The sequence below is a fragment of the Streptomyces sp. PA03-5A genome, assembly GCF_033792725.1.
In the GTDB taxonomy this organism is placed as follows: Bacteria; Actinomycetota; Actinomycetes; order Streptomycetales; family Streptomycetaceae; genus Actinacidiphila.
The window spans coordinates 107383-125654 of record NZ_JARAVL010000032.1; the positions used below are offsets into that span (position 1 = coordinate 107383).

General features: G+C 72.2%; 20 protein-coding genes and 2 pseudogenes. 12 read left to right on the forward strand and 10 right to left on the reverse strand.

Features of this window, described 5'->3' with window-relative positions:
- Window positions 1–24 precede the first annotated feature (24 nt).
- The gene (locus tag PV410_RS32810) at window positions 25–735 is read left to right on the forward strand and encodes a hypothetical protein (protein ID WP_500329388.1); all 711 of its coding nucleotides are present in this window, start codon (window positions 25–27) and stop codon (window positions 733–735) included.
- A gap of 300 nt (window positions 736–1035) precedes the next feature.
- On the opposite strand, the gene PV410_RS32815 is transcribed toward PV410_RS32810, so the two are convergent.
- The 3 genes from PV410_RS32815 to PV410_RS32825 form a co-directional block, all read right to left on the reverse strand.
- Window positions 1036–1254, reverse strand: coding sequence for a hypothetical protein (locus PV410_RS32815; protein ID WP_500329389.1), 219 nt, complete (start codon window positions 1252–1254; stop codon window positions 1036–1038).
- Window positions 1255–1374: 120 nt separating this feature from the next.
- Window positions 1375–2280 carry a TIGR03619 family F420-dependent LLM class oxidoreductase gene (locus PV410_RS32820; RefSeq protein ID WP_500329390.1) on the reverse strand — a complete coding sequence of 302 codons (906 nt, stop codon included), beginning with the start codon at window positions 2278–2280 and terminating at the stop codon, window positions 1375–1377.
- 255 nt (window positions 2281–2535) lie between these two features.
- The gene (locus tag PV410_RS32825; RefSeq protein ID WP_500329391.1) at window positions 2536–4992 is read right to left on the reverse strand and encodes a SpoIIE family protein phosphatase; all 2457 of its coding nucleotides are present in this window, start codon (window positions 4990–4992) and stop codon (window positions 2536–2538) included.
- A 268-nt stretch (window positions 4993–5260) separates the two neighbouring features.
- Between PV410_RS32825 and PV410_RS32830 the strand changes: the two genes are divergently transcribed.
- The 3 genes from PV410_RS32830 (at window position 5261) to PV410_RS32840 (ending at window position 6950) form a co-directional block, all read left to right on the forward strand.
- On the forward strand, window positions 5261–5629 hold the full coding sequence (locus tag PV410_RS32830) for a helix-turn-helix domain-containing protein (protein ID WP_500329392.1): 369 nt from the start codon (window positions 5261–5263) through the stop codon (window positions 5627–5629).
- 65 nt (window positions 5630–5694) lie between these two features.
- Window positions 5695–6060: an MmyB family transcriptional regulator gene (locus PV410_RS32835; RefSeq protein ID WP_500329393.1), complete on the forward strand. Its 366-nt coding sequence runs from the start codon at window positions 5695–5697 to the stop codon at window positions 6058–6060.
- Between the two features lie 86 nt (window positions 6061–6146).
- Window positions 6147–6950, forward strand: coding sequence for a GNAT family N-acetyltransferase (locus PV410_RS32840; protein ID WP_500329394.1), 804 nt, complete (start codon window positions 6147–6149; stop codon window positions 6948–6950).
- Window positions 6951–7001: 51 nt separating this feature from the next.
- Here PV410_RS32840 and PV410_RS32845 read toward each other — a convergent pair whose 3' ends face one another.
- From PV410_RS32845 to PV410_RS32860, 4 genes are all read right to left on the reverse strand, one after another.
- Window positions 7002–8495, reverse strand: a complete 1494-nt coding sequence (locus PV410_RS32845; protein WP_500329395.1) for an IMP dehydrogenase — start codon at window positions 8493–8495, stop codon at window positions 7002–7004.
- Window positions 8496–8793: 298 nt separating this feature from the next.
- Complete coding sequence (locus PV410_RS32850; RefSeq protein ID WP_500329396.1) at window positions 8794–9276, reverse strand: hypothetical protein; 483 nt, start codon at window positions 9274–9276, stop codon at window positions 8794–8796.
- Between the two features lie 39 nt (window positions 9277–9315).
- The gene (locus PV410_RS32855) at window positions 9316–9876 is read right to left on the reverse strand and encodes a carboxymuconolactone decarboxylase family protein (protein ID WP_500329397.1); all 561 of its coding nucleotides are present in this window, start codon (window positions 9874–9876) and stop codon (window positions 9316–9318) included.
- Between the two features lie 31 nt (window positions 9877–9907).
- Window positions 9908–10282 carry a nuclear transport factor 2 family protein gene (locus PV410_RS32860; protein ID WP_500329398.1) on the reverse strand — a complete coding sequence of 125 codons (375 nt, stop codon included), beginning with the start codon at window positions 10280–10282 and terminating at the stop codon, window positions 9908–9910.
- 247 nt (window positions 10283–10529) lie between these two features.
- Here PV410_RS32860 and PV410_RS32865 point away from each other — a divergent pair, with 247 nt between their 5' ends.
- From PV410_RS32865 to PV410_RS32880, 4 genes and pseudogenes are all read left to right on the forward strand, one after another.
- Window positions 10530–11237: an SDR family oxidoreductase gene (locus PV410_RS32865; protein ID WP_500329399.1), complete on the forward strand. Its 708-nt coding sequence runs from the start codon at window positions 10530–10532 to the stop codon at window positions 11235–11237.
- A gap of 183 nt (window positions 11238–11420) precedes the next feature.
- Window positions 11421–11510 (forward strand): annotated as a pseudogene (locus PV410_RS32870) (MarR family transcriptional regulator); the annotation flags it as partial.
- A gap of 67 nt (window positions 11511–11577) precedes the next feature.
- A complete protein-coding gene (locus PV410_RS32875) occupies window positions 11578–11733 on the forward strand; it encodes a hypothetical protein (protein ID WP_500329414.1) in 156 nt (51 codons plus the stop codon).
- Between the two features lie 72 nt (window positions 11734–11805).
- Window positions 11806–12366 carry a mycothiol transferase gene (locus PV410_RS32880; protein ID WP_500329400.1) on the forward strand — a complete coding sequence of 187 codons (561 nt, stop codon included), beginning with the start codon at window positions 11806–11808 and terminating at the stop codon, window positions 12364–12366.
- A 98-nt stretch (window positions 12367–12464) separates the two neighbouring features.
- On the opposite strand, the gene PV410_RS32885 is transcribed toward PV410_RS32880, so the two are convergent.
- Window positions 12465–12683 (reverse strand): hypothetical protein, encoded by a 219-nt coding sequence (locus PV410_RS32885; protein WP_500329401.1) that lies wholly within the window; start codon window positions 12681–12683, stop codon window positions 12465–12467.
- A 335-nt stretch (window positions 12684–13018) separates the two neighbouring features.
- On the opposite strand from PV410_RS32885, the gene PV410_RS32890 reads away from it, so the two are divergent.
- A complete protein-coding gene (locus tag PV410_RS32890) occupies window positions 13019–13711 on the forward strand; it encodes an SDR family NAD(P)-dependent oxidoreductase (RefSeq protein WP_500329402.1) in 693 nt (230 codons plus the stop codon).
- A gap of 21 nt (window positions 13712–13732) precedes the next feature.
- Here PV410_RS32890 and PV410_RS32895 read toward each other — a convergent pair whose 3' ends face one another.
- Entirely contained in the window at window positions 13733–14980 is a 1248-nt protein-coding gene (locus tag PV410_RS32895) for an MFS transporter (protein WP_500329403.1), read from the reverse strand.
- 3 nt (window positions 14981–14983) lie between these two features.
- On the opposite strand from PV410_RS32895, the gene PV410_RS32900 reads away from it, so the two are divergent.
- On the forward strand, window positions 14984–15661 hold the full coding sequence (locus PV410_RS32900) for a FadR/GntR family transcriptional regulator (RefSeq protein WP_500329404.1): 678 nt from the start codon (window positions 14984–14986) through the stop codon (window positions 15659–15661).
- A 21-nt stretch (window positions 15662–15682) separates the two neighbouring features.
- Here PV410_RS32900 and PV410_RS32905 read toward each other — a convergent pair whose 3' ends face one another.
- The gene (locus tag PV410_RS32905; protein WP_500329405.1) at window positions 15683–16045 is read right to left on the reverse strand and encodes a DUF1330 domain-containing protein; all 363 of its coding nucleotides are present in this window, start codon (window positions 16043–16045) and stop codon (window positions 15683–15685) included.
- 211 nt (window positions 16046–16256) lie between these two features.
- On the opposite strand from PV410_RS32905, the pseudogene PV410_RS32910 reads away from it, so the two are divergent.
- Both PV410_RS32910 and PV410_RS32915 read left to right on the forward strand, forming a co-directional pair.
- A pseudogene (locus tag PV410_RS32910) lies at window positions 16257–16874 on the forward strand (carboxypeptidase regulatory-like domain-containing protein); the annotation flags it as partial.
- Window positions 16875–17326: 452 nt separating this feature from the next.
- A complete protein-coding gene (locus PV410_RS32915; RefSeq protein WP_500329406.1) occupies window positions 17327–18181 on the forward strand; it encodes a serine hydrolase in 855 nt (284 codons plus the stop codon).
- The last annotated feature ends 91 nt before the right edge of the window (window positions 18182–18272 follow it).

The following is an 18272-nucleotide window of genomic DNA, read 5'->3' on the forward strand; positions in this document are numbered from 1 at the left end:
CAGCCCACCCGCTACCTTCCTCACATGGAACGGGCCATCATCCTGGGCAGCCTCGCCGCGGGCGGAACCGACACCGCCCCGCAGCGACTCGCCGAACTTGCCGCCGAACTCGACATACCGGCCGCCGACCTTCTCGTTGTCGCAGGCCGGCCGGTGCCGACGGAACTCCTGCCCCCGGAGCGCGACGCCAGGGTCATGAGGCAGTTCGCATACCGCGTCAGTCACTGCGACCACTCCCAGCTCGCCGCGCTGGAGGCATGCGTCCGCTCACTGCCCCGCGTCACCGCTCCAGGACCCTTCGTTCAGCCGGCGTGGCCGGGCCGCCGTCCCGCCGAGACCGGGTTCGCCGCCGTGTTCGGCGCGCTGATCCGCAATCGCGGCTTCGGCATCCGTGAACTGCCGTTCATGGGACTGTCCCTCAGCACGCTGTACCGGATGGTGTCGCGCTGGGACCCGAGTCCGCACCGCCGGCAGCAGCTATCGGCCGTAGCGGGTCCGCTGGGCTGGACCCTGCCCGATCTCTTCGCGGTCGCCGATGAGCCGTACTCGGAGGAACTCCGCCCGCTGCTGCACTGCCACCACCTCGGGCGGGTCTTCGCGGCGGCCGTCCCCTTGACCACCGCCCAGCTGATCAAGACCGCGGAGGAGGCGGATCGACTGAGCGTGCGTGAGGACCGCGGCGCATGGCAGCCCGTCTCGCAAGGCTTCGCCGAGGAGTGCCCGGACTTCCCCTGACGGCAAGGGCCGCCTCGGTGCCTTCTGGCATGAGCGCTCGCTCGGACGCCTCCGTCGAGAGGCCCACCGCGGCCGCGACGCGGTCCCGCGAGACCGGTCCGGCCGTGACCGGCATCCTGTACACGCTGTCTTCGACGCAGAGGGCGTCATCTGTCCCGGGCAGGTGAATCCCTTCCGGGGAGCGCCGTGCATCGGGGTCTGACAACGTTGTCTAACCGAAGTGCCATGCGTGCGTTCGCAATCAAAGGGAAGGTGGGCGGCCGACAGGTCCAACCCTGTCGGCCGGGGGGTGTGGGGGATTCAGACCATGGGGCGGACCCTGCCGCTGCGGGACGCCGCTGTGGCGACCGCCGTCATGCAGGGGGTGCAGTACTCGTCGCGGTAGTCGTCGTCGGGTGCCGGAACGGGCCTGCCGGCGAGCGCACGGCCGCACAGGGTGCTTCCGTCAAGCCGGAGTACGTGCCACAACTGGGCGGATCCGGTTTCCGTCGCTATGGGTTCGGCGCGCATGTCGTACATCGGCGACCTCCCACTCGAACGCGTATGCGGTCACGCTCATGAGACGCCGCCCGCCCCGAAGCCGCGACCGAGAGGCCGCCGAACGGGTGAATCGCGCAGGGTGACGGGACGAGCGTGGGATCAGCCGCGCCGGACCAGCGCCAGCAGATCCGTGACGAGTTCGAGCGAGGCGTCGACGTGGGGGAGGGACATGGACTCCACCATGAAGTGCTGGATGCCCGTCCGGTCGGCGAGCGACTTGATGGCGTCGGCGACCTGGGTCAGCGGGGTCCCCTCCACGACGTTGACCCGCATGACCGTGTCCAGCAGCGAAGGGTCGCGTCCCGCCGCACCGGCGAACTCGTTGATCAGGGCGCGCTGCGCCAGCACCGTGTCGGCGTCCACGAAGACGGGCACGACGCACGCCGGCAGCCAGCCGTCCGCACGTTCACCGATGCGCTTGAGCGCGGCGGGGGCCCCGCTCGGCGCACCGAGGTAGAAGGGAGGGCGGGGCTTCTGCGCGGGCTTCAACGGCGCGTACTGCAGCGGAAGCTCCAGGTGGCGGCCGTGGTACTCCACCGGGTCCCGGGTCCAGAGCAGCTCGAGTGCGTCCAGCATCTCGTCGGTACGGGCGCCGCGCTTGGTGAAGTCCACGTTCGCCGCCGTGAATTCCTCGGGCGACCAGCCGACGCCGAAGCCGGGGATGAGCCGCCCGCCGCTGATCCGGTCGATCGTGGTCAGACTGCGGGCGAGCTGTGCGGGTGCGTAGACCGGCGCGATGAGGACGTTGGTGCCCAACTGCACCTGCTCGGTCGCGGCCGCCGCGACACCGAGCAGAACGAAGGGGTCGGCCGCGGTCCGGTACTCCACCGGGATCGTGGTGCCGGGGCCGGTGGCCCCGATCGTGGGGTTCACGGCGGCGAAGTGCCGGTCGCCCGCCCACAGGCTTGCCGCACCGGCCTTCTCCGCCTCCCGGGCGAACTCGGCCGCCCGGTCGACCTGGTGGGCCACGTTGTGCAGGTACGGAAGCGCAAACCCGATCTTCATGGAAACCCTTCGTTCGCCTCGGGGGCATGCCGGACACGGCCGTTGCCCACGTCAGGAGCCCGCGACGAAGCCGTAGGCCGTGCCCAGCCTGCTGTCCCGCCGTCCGGGGGTGAAGGCACTGGTGTTCCTGGGAGTGCCGGGACCACCCGGCACCTTCATGACGAGGCGACTGGTCCCCCCGCTCCCAGGACCGCCGGGGCACTGCCACCGGGGGCCGGGGGCGTGCACAGTGGGGTTCCCCCAGGGAAGCGGTGTTCAGGCGGCCGGAACGGGCTCCAGGGTCTGCTCGGCCCAGATGGTCTTGCCGACCAGCGCGTACCGGGTGCCCCAGCGATGGGAGCACTGCGCCACCAGGAAGAGCCCGCGTCCGCCCTCGTCGGTGGTGGCCGCCCGGCGGATGTGGGGCGACGTGCTCGCCGCGTCGCTGACCTCGCAGATGAGCGTCCGGTCGAGGATCAGGCGCAGCCGGATCGGGTCGTGCCCGTGCCGGATGGCGTTGGTGATGAGTTCGCTGACGATGAGTTCGGTGGCGAAGGCCAGGTGTTCCAGCCCCCACAGGTCGAGCTGCCGCAGCACCAGCGAGCGCATGTCGCCGACGGCCGCGGGGACGGGGGGCACGGTCCACGTGGCCAGCTTCCCCGGGTCGAGGGGGCGGGTCCGGGCCAGCAGCAGGGCCAGGCCGTCCTCCATCGTGAGCTGGGCGGCGACCAGGTCGGAGATGGCACGGCACGTCTCCTCGATCGGGCGGGCCCGGTCGGCGACGACGGTGCTGAGGCGGGCGGCGAGCGTCTCGGACGTGTCCGTGGCGCGCTGGAGGCTGTGGCTGGAGAACACCAGGGTGCTGCCTTCGGCGAGTTCCAGATCCAGCGGCTCGAACACCGGGTCCCCCTGGCCGAGGGGGTTGTTGACCGGCACATCGGGGATCACCACGTCCCCGCTCCGGCCGACGACGGCCGGCGGGGGATGTCCGGCACTGGCCATCACGCACCGCCGCGAGACGGGGTCGTAGACGGCGTACAGGCAGGTCGAGCCCTTGAGCGCCTCCACCACGGGCGCGGACCCGGTGGCGTGTTCGCGCTCCAGGAGCCGCGGCACCATGTCGTCGATCTGGCCGAGCAACTCGTCCGGTGTGAGGTCCACTTGGGCCAGCGTGCGGATCGCGGAGCAGATGTGCCCCATGCACGCGGCCGCCTGGAACCCCGTGCCCGGCACCGCGCCCACGACCAGGGCGACCCTGGCACCGGACAGCGGGATCACGTCGAACCAGTCGCCGCTCACGCCTGCGTGCACCCGCGACGGCCGGTAGTGCTGCGCCACCTCGACCGCGCTCTGGTCCGGGACGCTGCGCGGCAGCATGCTCGCGTGGAGGGTGAGGGCGGCGGTGTGCTCGTTGGTGTAGCGGCGGGCGTTGTCCAGGCAGACGGCGGCGCGCGCGACGATGTCCTGGGCGAGGACGAGGTCGTCGGGTTCGAAGGGTTCCGTGCCGCGCCCCCGGTACAGGTGCACCAGGCCCAGGGTCGCGTCCCGCGCGCGCAGCGGTGCGAGGATCAAGGAGTCGATCCCGTACCTGAGCATCGCCTTGACCCGCTGGTCGGCGGTGTCCCGCAGCCAGGGGGCGCCGGGGTCGACGACGGGGATCAGCCGCGGCCGGCCGTCGGCGAGGCTCTGCACGTGCGGCGAGTCGGGGGGATAGTCCTGCAGCTCCCCGGGTTTCCGGAGCCCGCTGATGACGTCCGGGTCGACGGCCGTGCGGGCGAGGGAACGCAGCGCGACGGGCCCGGAGCCCATCGGCTCCGGTTCCGCACCCTCCATGACGTCGTCGAGGAGGTCGATCGTCGCCACGTCGGCGAGCCTCGGAACGAGCACGTCCACGAGTTCCTCCGCCGTGCGCCGCACGTCCAGCGTCGTGCCGATGCGCATCGCGGCCTCGTCGAGGAGCGCCAGACGCTCCCGGGTCCTGTGGCGGTCCGTGATGTCGATGATCAGATCGGTGACCCCGAGGACGTCGCCGTCCGGTGCCGTCAGGACGACGGAGGAGACGTGCCAGACGTGGTCCCGGTGCGGGTCGGCGGAGGTGCGCCCTTGGTGGACGGCGTTGACGACCGGCCGGCCGCTCTCCAGGACCCCCTTGAGCCTGCGCTCGATCGCCGCGGCGTCGAGTCCGGGGAGGACCTCGCTGACGGGCCGGCCCAGGGCCTTCTCCGCGGGGAACCCGTGGATGCGTTCCAGGGCGGCGTTGACCCGAACGAAGCGCAGGTTCCGGTCGTACACGGCGATGCCGATGGGCGCCTGGGTGAAGAGGGCCTCCAGGATCGCCTCGCCCTCCGCGAGGGCCGAAGAGATTGCCGGGACCGCGACGACCGCGGTGCCCCCGCCGTCGCGCCCTCCCGGCTCGAGCAAGGGCGACATGTGGAGGACGACGTCGGGGGGGCCGCCGTCACGGCGGCGCGTGAGCACGGCGCGACGGCCCGATGAGGACGGCCGCCCGGGTGCTCCGGCGGCAGGCCCCGGGGGCCCGGCGAACGCCTCCGGCCACAACTCGGCTGCCGGGCGTCCGACGACGTCCGCGGCGCGGCAGCCGAAGAGCCGTTCTGCGGCGGCGCTCCACGCGGAGACGAGGCCGTCGTCATCGAGGACGAATCCGGCGACGTCCTCGTCGCCGGACGATCCTGAGGGGCGGCGTCCGTATGGAGCCTCGGAGGGATTGCCCATTCTCATGTCCTGTCACGCAAGGTGACGATCCCGGCTGTCCCGGGACGCCCCGGGCGCCCGCGAGACGCCTGCCGCTCACGGCCGCACCACAACTCAGGCTACCGAGACCCACCGACACACGCCCGACCTGCTGCGGACGTCAACCTGCTACGGACGGTGACGGCACCGCTGCCCCGGGGTGAACGCCTCGTGCGGGCCGTTCGGCCCGTCATGCCTGGTACCGAGGGGGCCAGGCACGTGCGCGCCGAACGGGGTTACGGTCCTCGGTATGGACGCTTCGAATGCGATGGGTGAGTTCCTGCGGGGGCGCAGGCGCCTGGTCCGGCCGGAGGACGTCGGCATCGGCACCCAAGGGACGCGTCGGGTCGAGGGTCTGCGACGGGAAGAGGTCGCGATGCTCGCCGGGATCAGCACGGACTACTACCTCCGGCTGGAACAGGGACGCGACCGCAATCCGTCACCACAGGTGCTCGACGCGGTAGCCCGGGCGCTGACCCTGGACCAGGACGCGGCCGACCACCTGATCGGCCTGACGCAGGCTCAGGGAGACCGCACGTCCGCCCGGAGACGGTCCCGCGGCCGGGCACCGCGACCGGAACAGGTGCCACAGAGCATCCGCGAACTGATCGACGGATGAAGCGGCAACCCCGCCTGGGTGCAGAACAGGTTCTTCGACGTGAACGGCGCAGGGACTGGGAGTCGATGACACGCGTGGGTGCGGCCATCCTGCGGGCCCTGGCGAGGCCGGACGTCGACGACCCCCGGCTGACCGAGCTGGTCGGTGACCTGTCGCTGCGGAGCGACCGTTTCCGTGACCTGTGGGCCCGCCACGACGTGACGCCGCACACGGGCCGGGTCTCCCGCCTGAGGCACCCGCAGGCCGGCGACCTGGAACTGCGGTCGAACAAGCTGACCATCGGCGGGAGCGGCGGGCTCATCCTCGGGGTGTTCCATCCCGAGCCGGGCAGCCGCAGCGCGGAACTCCTGCAGATGCTCGGCAGTCTCAGCGCCTCCGCCCGCCCCTCGGCGGGGGAGAACCGGGACCGGCTGACCGCGCCGGAGCGGTGAGCGAAGGACTCCGGTCCCCGGTCCCACGACGTCCGACAAAACGGGGTGCTCCGGCACACGGCACCCTGACGGTGAAAGCAACGAGGATGACAGACAGACGAATTCCGGCGGAGACGCCCGTGCCCGGGGACGGTGTGGACCTCACCCGGGTGACCGCCAACTTCCGCCAGTACCTGCTCGGATGGGGCGAGGCGGAACGCGGCGAGGGGGACCTCGACTACTACCGCAGCGGACTCGCGACCCCCCAGTTCAACGGCGTGGTCCGGACCCATTCCCCGGACGAGGCCGGGCGGGCGGCCGCCACGGTCCGGACCCGGCTCGCCGACGTCCCCTGGTGGTGGTGGGTGGGCCCCGACAGCCCCGACCCCGAGGGAACGGCGGCCGCGCTCGCCCGCCACGGACTCGCCGAAATCGGCTCCGTCCCGGTGATGGTCCGGTCGCTCGACCGGCTCGTCGAAGCCGGGGAGCGACCGGACGGCCTGCGGATCGAGACGGTCGAGGAGCCCGCCCGCCTCACGGAGTTCGTCCGCACCTACAGCGCCTCCATGGGCGTCCCGCCGGGCCTCGAGGCCGACATGGTGCGCATCGAGGCGCAGCGCCCCGACAACGCGGACATCGTGCGGATCGCCGCGGTGCTCGGCGGTCGTATCGTCGGCACGACCGTGGTGATCACGGCCCACGGCCACGCGGGGATCTTCCTCGTCCACGTCGCCGGGACCCACCGCCGTCGTGGAATCGGCGGCGCCCTCACGGCCGCGGCCCTCCGCGTGGGGCGCGACCGCGGGATGCATTCCGCCGCCCTCATGGCCAGCCCGGCCGGTGAGCCCCTCTACCGGCGCCTCGGCTTCACGACGGTGTCCGCGTACCGGCTCTTCACCCTGCCCGCGTGAGAGCGGCCCGTGCCCCGGCCCTGGTGAGGGCCGGGGCACGGGCCGGTCGGATCACTCTCCGGACTGGACGGCGGGCCGGCGCAACTGCACCTCGGCGCCGGTCTGCTTGAAGGACTCCGCGGACACCGGGACGAGCACCGCGTCGCGGTGGAAGTCCCGCAGGTTCGTCGACCCGCAGCTGATCATCGTCGAGGTGAGCTTGGCCCGGGTCCGTTCCACGTTGTCGTACAGGCTGCCGGCGTAGGGCACGTAGCCGTCGACGCCCTCTTCGAAGACCATCTGGCCGCGCTGGCCGTAGCGGGCCGCGTTCTGCGCGCGCCGCGAGCCCTCACCCCAGTACTCCTTGTACCACTGGCCGCCGATCTGCAGCTTCGGCGACGGGCTCTCGTCGAGCCGGGCGAAGTAGCGGCCGAGCATGATGAAGTCCGCCCCCATCGCCAGCGCCATCGCCATGTGCGAGTCGTTGAGCAGGCCCCCGTCGCAGCACAGCGGCACGTACACCCCGGTCTCCTGGGCATAGGCGTCGCGCGCCTCGACCACGTCGAGCAGTGCGGAGGCCTGCCCGCGGCCGATGCCCTTCTGCGCGCGGGTGGTGCAGATGGCCCCGCCGCCGATCCCGACCTTCACGAATGCCGCGCCCGCATCGGCCAGGTAACGGAAGGCCCGGCCGTCGACGACGTTCCCCGCACCGACGAAAACGTCGTCACCGTACGTCTCCCGCGCGAATTCGAGGGTCCTCGCCTGGTACACGGAATAGCCGTCGGAGGAGTCCAGGCACAGCACATCCGCGCCGGCTTCCAGCAGGGCGGGAATACGGTCCTTGAAGTCACGGGAATTGATGCCGGCGCCCACCCGCAGACGCTTCTCGCCGTCCACGCTCGCGCGGTGGTACGTCTTGTGGGCCTGGTAGTCCCTCTTGAGCACCAAGGAGACGACCCGGCCGTCCTCGAGCAGCGGCAGCACGTCCAGGTGGTGATGCCAGATCAGCTCGTTCGCCTCGGACAGCGAAACCGAGGCCGGCGCGGTGACCAGATCGTCACGGCCCCGCATCCGGTTGCCGGCGGCCTCGGAGGTTCCGTGACGTTCCAGGTGGAAGTCGTCGAGGCTGATGATCCCCTGGAACTCGCCGTCCGGTTCCCCGTTCTCCGTCACCACGGCCACGCCCTGCTCGGTGTCGGCCAACTGCCGTGCCACCTCGCCGAGAGGCGTCTGCGACGCCACGGTGACGTCGCTGGTCCGGAAGCCGGCCTTGTGCCGCTTCACCGTCCGCACGTCCGCGGCCTGGTCCTCGACCTGCTGGTTCTGGTGGATGAACGACAACCCGCCGACCTGCGCCAGCGCCACCGCCAGCGTCGGTGACGACACCGCCTGCATGATGGCGCTCACCATGGGGGTGGCGACCCGGATCCCCGGCTCCTCGCCGACCCGGTGACGCACCAGGGGCGCCCCGAGGTCCACGTTGTCCGGCGTGCAGTCTTCCGTGGTCAGGCCCGGAATGAGGAGGTACTCACTCAGGGTGCGGGAAATCTCGGGGAGGATTTTCACGTCGTCTCCAAAAAGGGCCTGCGCACCGGTCGACGACCGATGGGCGAGGCTCGCGCCGGCAGTGCGGATCGACGCCGGCCGGTAGCGCACGGTCGGAAGAATGCGCTCTGGAGATCCTGGGAGCGGGCGCACCCGGCGGGTCGGTGCACACACGCGCGGCCGAATTGACAGCGAAGGCACGACAGACCGGAATCCGCACGGTGTTGCACAGGCGCTGACTTCCATGACGCCATGCGTGATCGTACCGCACCCGGCCTTTCCCGAGGTCAGATCGAAACGTTGGGGCGGTGTGCGAGGATCATTGCGCGACCGTTCCGACACTGCTCACCCATACGGGTAGAGGCGCCGCCTCCCCCTCGCGCGACGGTGGTTCGGACCGGTCGCCCACGACGTCAAGGTCCGGCCAGGCGACGAGGCCGGGTTCCGGGTCGTTGAGGAAGTCCTTGACGATGGATTCGAGGTCGCCGGAGGGCGCGTAGGCACCGCCGAACGGCAGCTCGTCCGCGGCCACCGACCCAGTGGAGCAGCGGAGTTGCCCGGCCTGTTCGTCGTGCCACACGTAGAACGTGGCCGCCCCGGCGAAACCCGTGGCGTGGACGCGTCGCCGGATGCCTTCGGCGGTCCGCTCGAAGGCGTCGACCACCTCGGCCACCGAGACCGACCGCCGGTCGTCCACCTCCGCGGACAGGCACCAGGTGTTGGTCTCCCACTCGACCCGGCGGTCGGCCGGCTCCAGCAGGAGCGGCTCGTCGGCCATCTCGGCGATCGATGTCAGCAGCACGCCGCAAGTATCCCCGGGCGTGCACGGGGAATCGACGTCTCAGGCGCTGTCGGCGTCCGTCGGGGCATCCAGGACCTCGTCGCCGTAGACCTTGGTCACCTCGACGTCCAGAACGGTGGCGATCCGGCCGAACGACCAGTAGTAGCCCGCCACTTGAAGGACCTCGACCAACTCGCGCTCACTGAGGAAGGACCGCGCCAGGTCGAACACCTCGTCGCTGACGCGGGGCTGCCGCACGACTTCGGCGGTGAGGCGGAGCAGGGCGCGGTCGGGGAGGGGGATGGCGGGGTTGTCCAGGTCCCGGGCCCGGATGAGCCGGCGGGTCGGCTCGTCGACTCCTGCGGCCTGCGCCATGGGTTCGTGCTGGGCCGCGACGAAGGCGCAGTCGGTGTACTCGGCGACCGTGAGGATCACGAGTTCGCGTGAACGGGCCGGGAGGCGCAGGGAGGTGAACTGGGCCCGGGCGAGCTCCACGAACGGTTTTACGGTGCCGGCCGAGTGGGACATCATCTTGACCATGGGGTCCGGCGGCAGCGCCGTCAGGTACTGACGGACGTCGTCGGGGAAGGACGCCGGGTCCGGGTCGGTCAGGCGGGGCATGGTGTGCTCCTGGGGTGCGTGGTCGGGGGCGTCAGCAGGCTTCGGCGGGGAGGTCGAAGCCGGTCTCGCTCAGGTGCGAGAAGCGGCCGTCCTCGGCGTGGGTGCCGAAGATCGCGATCTCGCGGTGCTGGGTGGAGCCGTCGGCCAGGGTGAGGTGGAAGACGTGCCGTTCGGCGTACGTCGTGCCGTCGCCGACCTCGTCGATGACGGTCACCGTGCCGCCGGTGATCCGGGGGCGGATGCCGGCGACCATGGCCGCGAACTCCTCGCGGGTCAGGACGTCGCCGTCGCTGCGGTGGGTGTAGTCGGGCGCGTAGTACCGGTCGAGGACCTCGTCCAGTGCGACGCCGGGCTCGGGCTCGAAGACCAGTGCCCGGAGGGCTTCGCTGATGCGGGCGCGTGTCATCCCAGGTGCTCCTTCGGGGGAGGGGCTATGTGGACCCTTGGGTCCGGATGCATCCGACCGTACCGGACTCGAGGGTCCGGTACGGCGTCCGGTGGCCTGTGGACCTCGTCACAGCCCGCGGACCGCGGCGCAAGCGGCGAGCAACCCGGTACCGCGAGTCCCAGGAAAACGAGACGACTCCCTGCCCGCCCCGCCCCGCCGCAATCTGGAGGCGTCGGAGAACGAACACCGAGACGGGAGCGACACCATGACGACGACACTGATCACCGGAGCCAACAAGGGGCTGGGGTACGAGACGGCGCGGCGCCTGATCGGGGAGGGCCACACCGTGTGGATCGGCGCCCGCGACGCCGAGCGGGGCCGACTGGCCGCCGAGCGGCTGGGGGCGTCCTTCGTCCAGCTCGACGTGACGGACGACGAGTCGGTCGCCGCCGCCGCGCGGACGATCGAGGCCGGCGGCAGCCTGGACGTGCTGATCAACAACGCCGGCATCGAGGTGCGCCGGCCGGACAACAGCGTCGTGCCCACCGTGGAGACCACCGCCGACGCGATGAGGACGACCTTCGACACCAACGTCTTCGGCGTCGTGCGGGTCCTCCACGCGTTCGTGCCGCTGCTCCGGAAGTCTCCAGCCCCGGTCGTGGTCAACGTCAGCAGCGGCCTGGCCTCGCTGCACCACGTCACGGACCCCGACCAGCCCGCCCACATGTTCCCGGGCCTGGACTACCCGGCGTCGAAGCTGGCCGTGAACATGATCACCGTCCAGTACGCGAAGGCGCTGCCGGACTTCCGGATCAACTCGGTGGAGCCGGGCTTCACCAAGACCGACCTGAACGGCAACACCGGGTTCCAGTCGGTCGAGGAGGGCGCCGAGGTCATCGTCCGCATGGCGCTCGTCGGCTCCGACGGCCCGACCGGCGGCTACTTCGACCGCAGCGGCGCGCTGCCCTGGTGACGGGAGGCTGTAGGCGGTATACCCGCGGGTCAAGCTGGCGCCATGACGGCGGATGCTCCCCTGGACGCAGACGAAGAGCGCTTCTGGCGTGCCCTGCAGCGCGTGATGACCGCGTTGCCGAAGGCTCTGGATGACGACCTTCTGAAGCCGACCGGGCTGACGCTGTCCGAGTACTCGGTGCTGATGTTCCTGTCGGAGGCCAGGGACGGCGAACTGCGGATGATCGACCTGGCCGAGCTCACCCGCCTGTCGGCCAGCCGTATCTCACGGGTCGTCGACTCCCCCAAGGCCCGCGGCTGGGTGGCCAAGCGACGGCACGAGGTGGACGCGCGAGGGGAGCGTGGCGACGTTGACGTCCGGTGGCCTGGAACGGCTGGAAGCCGCCTATCCGTCGCTCCTGGCCAGTGCGCGCAGGCGCGTCATGGACCACGTCGACTCCGCCTCCCTCTCGGGCATGGCCGTCCAGTTCGAAGGCGTCGCCGAGCACCTCGGCTGAGGGCCGGCGTCCGGCGTCCGGCGGCACAAACTCGGTGGCGGAAGCGGGCCGTCACGGACCACCATGCGGGGCATGAGCGACCAAGCGCCACGATGGACCCGGGCAACCGTCTACCCCGACATGTGGGTCGACCCGGACGACGACCCCCGCGACAGCGAAGGCCCCGGTCCGGAGGGTGAACTCGCCACCCTTCAGGACTACCTGACGAGCTACCGCATGACCCTGCGGATGAAGTGCCAGGACCTGGACCCGGAGCAACTGGCCCGTCGTTCGGTCCCACCGTCGACGATGTCGCTGCTCGGCCTCGTCCGGCACCTCGCCGAGGTGGAACGGGACTGGCGCAACTGGATCAGCGACGGCGAACCGCTGCCGAAGCTGTACGGCAGGCGGGACGCGGACTTCGACGACGCCGTCGCCGACCAGGCCGTGGTCGATGCCGCGTACCGCGATCTGGAACGCGAGCAGGCAGCGACCGACGCGGCGCTCGCGGCGCACCCGGACCTGGGCGAGCGTGTGGGGAAGGACGGGATCGCCGTCAGGGGGCTGCTGGTGCACCGGATCGAGGAGTACGCCCGGCACTGCGGGCACGCCGACCTGTTGCGCGAGTGCGTCGACGGCAGGGTGGGGCAGTGACGGGGGCCTGAGCCCTTCCTCCCCGGCACGCGGGTGATCACGCGGTGGCCGCCGTCCTTTTGGCCCGGGCCGGCCGGTCCCGGCCTGCCGCTCCCGGCCTACCGGCCCCGGACGGCCGCCCGGCTCGGTACGACCATCCTGGAGGTGTTGACCAGGGAGAGCCCGGCCAGTCCCAGCAGGGGAAGGACGCGCCACGGCGGGATCCTCAACACCTTTACCTCCGTGTGGTACGTGCTCGTGTCCACGTGCTGCCACAGGATCCGGCCGCCCGCGGGGACGTGGTCGGCGAAGTACACGCCGTACAGGACGAGGGCCACGCCGATCGCCGTGGGCGACGAGGCGCAGGAGCCGGTGCCGGCCGCCGATCGCCGGGACCACGGCGAACGCCTCGTTGAGGAAGCGCGTCGTACGGACCGGGACCAGGGCGAGGCAGAGGCCGAGCCCGATCATCGCGCACGCCGCCAGTACCGCGACCAGCGACGCCCCCGCGAACCCGCGCACCGCCCCACTCCCCGCGCTCCTCCGGCGCCACCCCGCCGGGCGTCGTCAACGCCAGCGACAGGGCGGATCCCCGGGAAGCGGCGTTGACGGGACCCGTACGCGGTACGGATCCCTGCGGCGACAGAAGATCCGCACAGCGCAGGGGAGACCCATGACCGTCTCACTGATCACCGGAGGCACCAGGGGCCTCGGCCGGGAGACCGCCCGCCGGCTGATCGAGCTGGGGCACACCGTGCACGTCGGCGGCCGCGACGCGAGCCACGGCCGCGCGGCCGCCGCCGAGCTCGGCGCCCACTTCGTCCCCCTCGACGTGACCGACGACGCCTCCGTCACTGCGGCTGCGGCCGACCTCACCCGCCGGGAGGGCCGGCTCGACGTCCTGGTCAACGGCGCCGGGGCGTTCGAGGGCGTGCGCGGGGCCGAGGAGGTCACCGCGGCCGTCATGCGCCACGTCTTCGAGACCAACGTCTTCGGAGCGGTGCGGATGACACACGCCTTCCTGCCCCTGCTGGCGGTCTCCGAGGCGCCCGTCATCGTCAACGTGAGCTCGGCGTTCGGCTCGTTCGGCCTGGTCACCGACCCGGGCCGCCCGGAGGCCCGCATCCTCCTGCCGGTGTTCGCGTCGTCGAAGGCGGCGCTGAACATGCTCACGGTGCAGTACGCCAAGGCCCTGCCCGGCCTGCGTGTCAACGCCGCCGAGCCCGGGCTGACCGGGGCGGACCCGTTCGGAACGGGCACCGGGACCGTGGGGGAGGGCGCCGAGGCGATCGTCCGGCTGGCGACCCTCGGCCCGGACGGCCCCACCGGCACCTTCTCCGGCCCGGACGGCGCACTGCCCTGGTGATCCCCGCGGTCGGCGTCGCGGTCAGCCAACGTTACGGTCCCGTCCCGCGAGCAGGCCCGCGGCCAGCTGCGCCACCATCAAGGCGGCCATGAGGACCAGCGGGACCCGCCAGCCGCCGGTGTGCTCGTAGAGCGCTCCGACCAGGAACGGGACGGGGATCGACAGCAGGTAGCCGGCGCTCTGCGCGAAGGCGGAGAGCCGCACCACCGTCGCGCTGTTCCGGCCGCGCAACCCGATCATCGTCAGGGCCAGCGGGAACGAGCAGTTGGCGACGCCCAGCAGCACGGCCCACACCCACGGCGCGGCAGCCGGTGCCGCCCACAGCCCCGCGTACCCGGCCAGCCCGAACACCCCGAGCACGACCGCGATGCCGCTCTGCCGCCGCAGCCTCCCCGCGAGGGCCGAGAGCGCGAAGGACAGCGGTACGCCCAGCAGTGAGGTGACGGCGAACAGCACGCCCGCGGTCCCGGCCGACAGCCCTGCGTCCCGGAACACCTGGGGCAGCCAGCCGATGACGACGTAGGCCGCCCCCGCCTGCAGGCCGAAGTACGCGGCCAGCGCCCATGCCGTGGGGGAGCGGGTCATCCGCACACCGAGTCCGGTCCCGGCGCCGGGTGGCCCGGGTGCGGGCTGCGGCGCCCGGTCCGCCGTACGGATGCGCGCCAGTACGAGCCACGGGGGCACGGCGGCGGCGGCGACCACGCCCCAGGCGCCCAGCCCCCACCGCCAGTCACCGCCGAAAGCCCCGGACAGCGGCACCGTGGCGGCCGCCGCGACCGAGGCGCCCAGGTTGAGGGCCATGGAGTACAGGCCGGTCATACGGCCGACCTGGTCGGGGAAGCGCTGCTTGACCACCACCGGCAGCAGCACGTTGGCCACGGCGATCCCGGCGAGCGCGAAGGCGCTGAGCGCCAGGAACAGCGCGGTGCCCCCGGCGAGGGGCCGCAGCACCAGCCCCACGGCGACCACGGCCGTGCCCGCCGCGACGACCGCCGAAGGTCCGTACCGGCGGGCGAGCCCGGGAGCGGCGAAGCCGACCAGGGCGAAGCAGAGCGCCGGCACGGAGGTGAGCAGCCCGGCGACGGCACCGCTCATCCCGAGGGCGGCGCGCGCTTCGGCCAGGACGGGCCCGAGGCTCGTGACGGCGGGGCGGAGGTTGAACGCCACCAGCAGCAGCGCCACCACCGCCAGGCCGCCGGTGCGGGCACCGGGCCGTGCCGGGTTCCGCCGTTCCGCGGACCGGTTCGGGACCCTCCGGCGTATAATCATGGGATGAGTCTACGTCCCGTGCCGCGTCCTTCCGGTCTCTTCGAGCAGGTCGTGTCCGGACTGCGCCGCCAGATCACCTCCGGGGCCTGGCCGGTGGGCTCGCGCATCCCGACCGAGCCGGAACTCGTCCGGCAACTGGGGGTGGCCCGCAACACCGTCCGCGAGGCCGTCCGCGCGCTCGCCCACAACGGGCTGCTGGACATACGCCACGGCTCGGGCACGTACGTCGCGGCGACCAGCGAGCTCGCCGGGGTGATGCAGCGCCGCTTCGAGGACGCCGGGCAGCGGGACGTGACCGAGGTGCGCGGCGCCCTGGAGTCGGCCGCCGCCGGCCTGGCCGCGACGCGCCGCACGGAGGACGACCTCGCCCGCCTCGGCACGCTGCTGGACCAGCGGGAACGCGCCTGGGCCTCGGGTGACCGGGACGCCTTCGTAGACGCGGACAGCGCCTTCCATCTCGCCGTGGTGGCCGCCTCGCACAACGAGGTGCTGGCCGAGCTCTACGCGGACCTGGGCCAGGTCGTCAGGGACTCGCTGAAGGAGCACTTCGGCGGCCGCGCGTTGCGCCCGGAGGACTACATGGACCACGCGCGTCTGCTGGACGCCGTCCGCGCGGGCGACGCGGCCGCGGCGGCCGGTGAGGCCGCCTCCCACACCTCGGGCTGCCGGTTCGGCGGCTGAGCCCGCCGGGCCTGCGGCCCGTCAGGCCGGCAACGCGCCCGTCCGGGTGGCTTCCTCCCTGAGCCGCGCGGCGGTCCTGGTGACGTCGTAGCCGGGTCCGACGCCGTCGACGAGGATGACCTCGCCGTCGAGATGGCGGGTGCGGAGCGGAAGGATCTCCTGGTAGGGGTTCGACCCGTACCAGGCCCGCGCCCGGTCCATGTCCGGGAACTCGATCAGGACGATCGTCCCGGGCCACCGCCCCTCGACGACCTCCACGGTCGCGCCATGGACGATGAAGCGGCCGCCGAAGGGGTCCAGGGTGTCCTGGATGCGCTCCATGTAGGTGAAGACCTCCTCGTGGGGCTGCGCGGGACGAAGGTGGCCGACGGCGTAGGCGGTCATGGCTGCTCCCTGGGGTCGTGGTGAGTGGTGTCCCGTGTCCGTCCTGCCGGACGTCCTTGATCCTGCCGGGCCCGTGCGGGCCGGTCGATGACGCCGGAGGTAATGGCGTCACGGGCGGCGATCTCGTCGACCCGGCGGCGTGCCACGGCTCGACCTCCGCCATCGCCGTCATGTGTGTCTTCATCCGACTTGTTTGTCATTGGATGACGCGACCCTGATATCGCTCACCGGCCGGCAGCTCGGCCGCGCCTCCACCCGGGCCGACGGCGGCTACACGCTGACCGCGCCCGGCGCCGGCTCGTACGTGCTCGTCGCCGCCGCCGACGGCCACCAGCCGCAGGCGTCCACCGTGGTGGTCGGCGAGGAGCCCGTCCCCTACGACGTGGTCCTGGCCACCGGCGGCACCGGCCAGGACGGCACCTTCGGCTTCCAGGACCTGCCCGCGGGCGACTTCACCCTGGCCGTCAACGCCACCGGCTACCGGCCGGCCGCACTGCCGGTCGAGGTCGCCGGCAACGGCCCCACCCACGTCGAGGTCCCGCTCCGCACCGGAGCCCGCCTGCAGGGCACCGTCCTCGGCGGCACCGCCCGCACACCACTGCCGGAGGCCCGCGTCACCCTGATCGACGCGGCCGGGAACGTGCTGGCCACCGCCACCGCCACCACCGGCACCGACGGGGCCTACGCCTTCGGCGACCTGGACGCCGGCGAGTACGCGCTGGTCGCCGGCGGCTACCCGCCGGTGGCCACCCAGGTCACCGTCGGCAACGACGCCACGGCCGGCCACCAGGACGGCTTCGACGTCGAACTCAACCACCCCGAGGGATGACGCGGTCGTCCCTCTGTGCGGACGGGTGCGAACTTCATCACATCCAGGTCATATCGGTACGGTTCGGGCGGGGCCGCGAGGCCCGATGCGGGACCGCCCCCAGGAGGCCGTCCGCGACCAGAGTGGCGGTCGCCCTCCCGGGTGGCGGCAACGGCCTGCAGCGGTCGCCTCCGCCTGGCCGGCCGGCCGACAACGGCGCGTCGCGTCACCGCACTTGGGGCATCGGGCACGCCAAGACCGCGGTGCGGAACGGCGTCGCGTCACGGCCGCGCGACGGTCCCCGAAGGCTTCCCCGTGAACCGTCCGGCCACGCGGGGACGTGGCCGCGCAGCGCCTGCCGAGGTCCTCGCCGCCCCGGCCGGACGTAGCCGACGTCACATCCCGTCCTGCCCAACCGTCCGCCCACACTGGGCAGTCAGCCCGGCCGGCAGCAACCCGATGGACGGAGTGACATGGGTCATACCCGAATATCCCGGCGCGCCCTGGCCGCCGCGGTCCTCGCAGGCGTGGCGGTCCCCGTGGCGGCAGGAGTCGCGACGGCGGAGGCCGCCGCCGCGACGCCCCAGGTGAGCTGCAGCTCGGCGGCGCCCGGACTGGCCGCGAAACTGCAGCGGGACATCACGTCGGCGCTGGAGGGCGGCACCGCCCGTACGGCCGTGTCCGTGCACGACCGCGCGACCGGCACGTCGTGCACCCTCCGCGCGGACCAGCACTTCGACTCCGCCAGTACGGTCAAGGTCACCGTCCTGGCGACCCTGCTGCGGGACGTGCAGCAGCACCACCGCCACCTCACCTCCCGTGAGGCCGGGCTCGCCACCGCCATGATCACGAAGTCGGACAACGACGCCACGACCGCGCTGTGGAAGCAGCTCGGCGTCGCCAAGGTCAACGACTTCCTGTCCGCCGCCGGGATGAGCCACACGGTGCCGGGCGGCGCCGGGGCCTGGGGTCTCACCCAGATCACCGCCGGGGATGAGCAGAAGCTGATGGACCTGCTCACGGCACCGAACGCCGTGCTCGGCGACAACGCGCGCGCCTACGCCCTCAAGCTGATGAACGAGGTCGTCCCCTCCCAGCGCTGGGGCACCCCCGCGGGCGCTCCGGACTCCGCGGTCGTCCACGTCAAGAACGGTTGGCTCTCCCGCGCCACCCACGGTTGGCGGGTGCACAGCCTGGGCGCCTTCACCGGCGGTGGGCACGACTACAGCATCACCGTCCTCACCGACGGCGACGCGACGATGGCCTCCGGCATCGCCACCGTCGAGGGCGTCTCCCGCGCGATCCACCAGGACCTCGACGCGGCCTAGGTGTATTGCCTTGTGAGGTTGGGGACGCGGCTGGCGGGTGGTTTGCCGTTCAGCGCGGTGTGTCCGCGGTGGTGATTGTAGGTGTGCAGCC

Coding starts and splice junctions, on each gene's coding strand:
- PV410_RS32810 (WP_500329388.1), top strand. CDS start 25: ATGGAACGGGCCATCATCCTGGGCAGCCTCGCCGCGGGCGGAACCGAC.
- PV410_RS32815 (WP_500329389.1), bottom strand. CDS start 1,254: ATGTACGACATGCGCGCCGAACCCATAGCGACGGAAACCGGATCCGCC.
- PV410_RS32820 (WP_500329390.1), bottom strand. CDS start 2,280: ATGAAGATCGGGTTTGCGCTTCCGTACCTGCACAACGTGGCCCACCAG.
- PV410_RS32825 (WP_500329391.1), bottom strand. CDS start 4,992: ATGGGCAATCCCTCCGAGGCTCCATACGGACGCCGCCCCTCAGGATCG.
- PV410_RS32830 (WP_500329392.1), top strand. CDS start 5,261: ATGGACGCTTCGAATGCGATGGGTGAGTTCCTGCGGGGGCGCAGGCGC.
- PV410_RS32835 (WP_500329393.1), top strand. CDS start 5,695: ATGACACGCGTGGGTGCGGCCATCCTGCGGGCCCTGGCGAGGCCGGAC.
- PV410_RS32840 (WP_500329394.1), top strand. CDS start 6,147: ATGACAGACAGACGAATTCCGGCGGAGACGCCCGTGCCCGGGGACGGT.
- PV410_RS32855 (WP_500329397.1), bottom strand. CDS start 9,876: ATGCCCCGCCTGACCGACCCGGACCCGGCGTCCTTCCCCGACGACGTC.
- PV410_RS32860 (WP_500329398.1), bottom strand. CDS start 10,282: ATGACACGCGCCCGCATCAGCGAAGCCCTCCGGGCACTGGTCTTCGAG.
- PV410_RS32865 (WP_500329399.1), top strand. CDS start 10,530: ATGACGACGACACTGATCACCGGAGCCAACAAGGGGCTGGGGTACGAG.
- PV410_RS32880 (WP_500329400.1), top strand. CDS start 11,806: ATGAGCGACCAAGCGCCACGATGGACCCGGGCAACCGTCTACCCCGAC.
- PV410_RS32890 (WP_500329402.1), top strand. CDS start 13,019: ATGACCGTCTCACTGATCACCGGAGGCACCAGGGGCCTCGGCCGGGAG.
- PV410_RS32895 (WP_500329403.1), bottom strand. CDS start 14,980: ATGATTATACGCCGGAGGGTCCCGAACCGGTCCGCGGAACGGCGGAAC.
- PV410_RS32900 (WP_500329404.1), top strand. CDS start 14,984: ATGAGTCTACGTCCCGTGCCGCGTCCTTCCGGTCTCTTCGAGCAGGTC.
- PV410_RS32905 (WP_500329405.1), bottom strand. CDS start 16,045: ATGACCGCCTACGCCGTCGGCCACCTTCGTCCCGCGCAGCCCCACGAG.
- PV410_RS32915 (WP_500329406.1), top strand. CDS start 17,327: ATGGGTCATACCCGAATATCCCGGCGCGCCCTGGCCGCCGCGGTCCTC.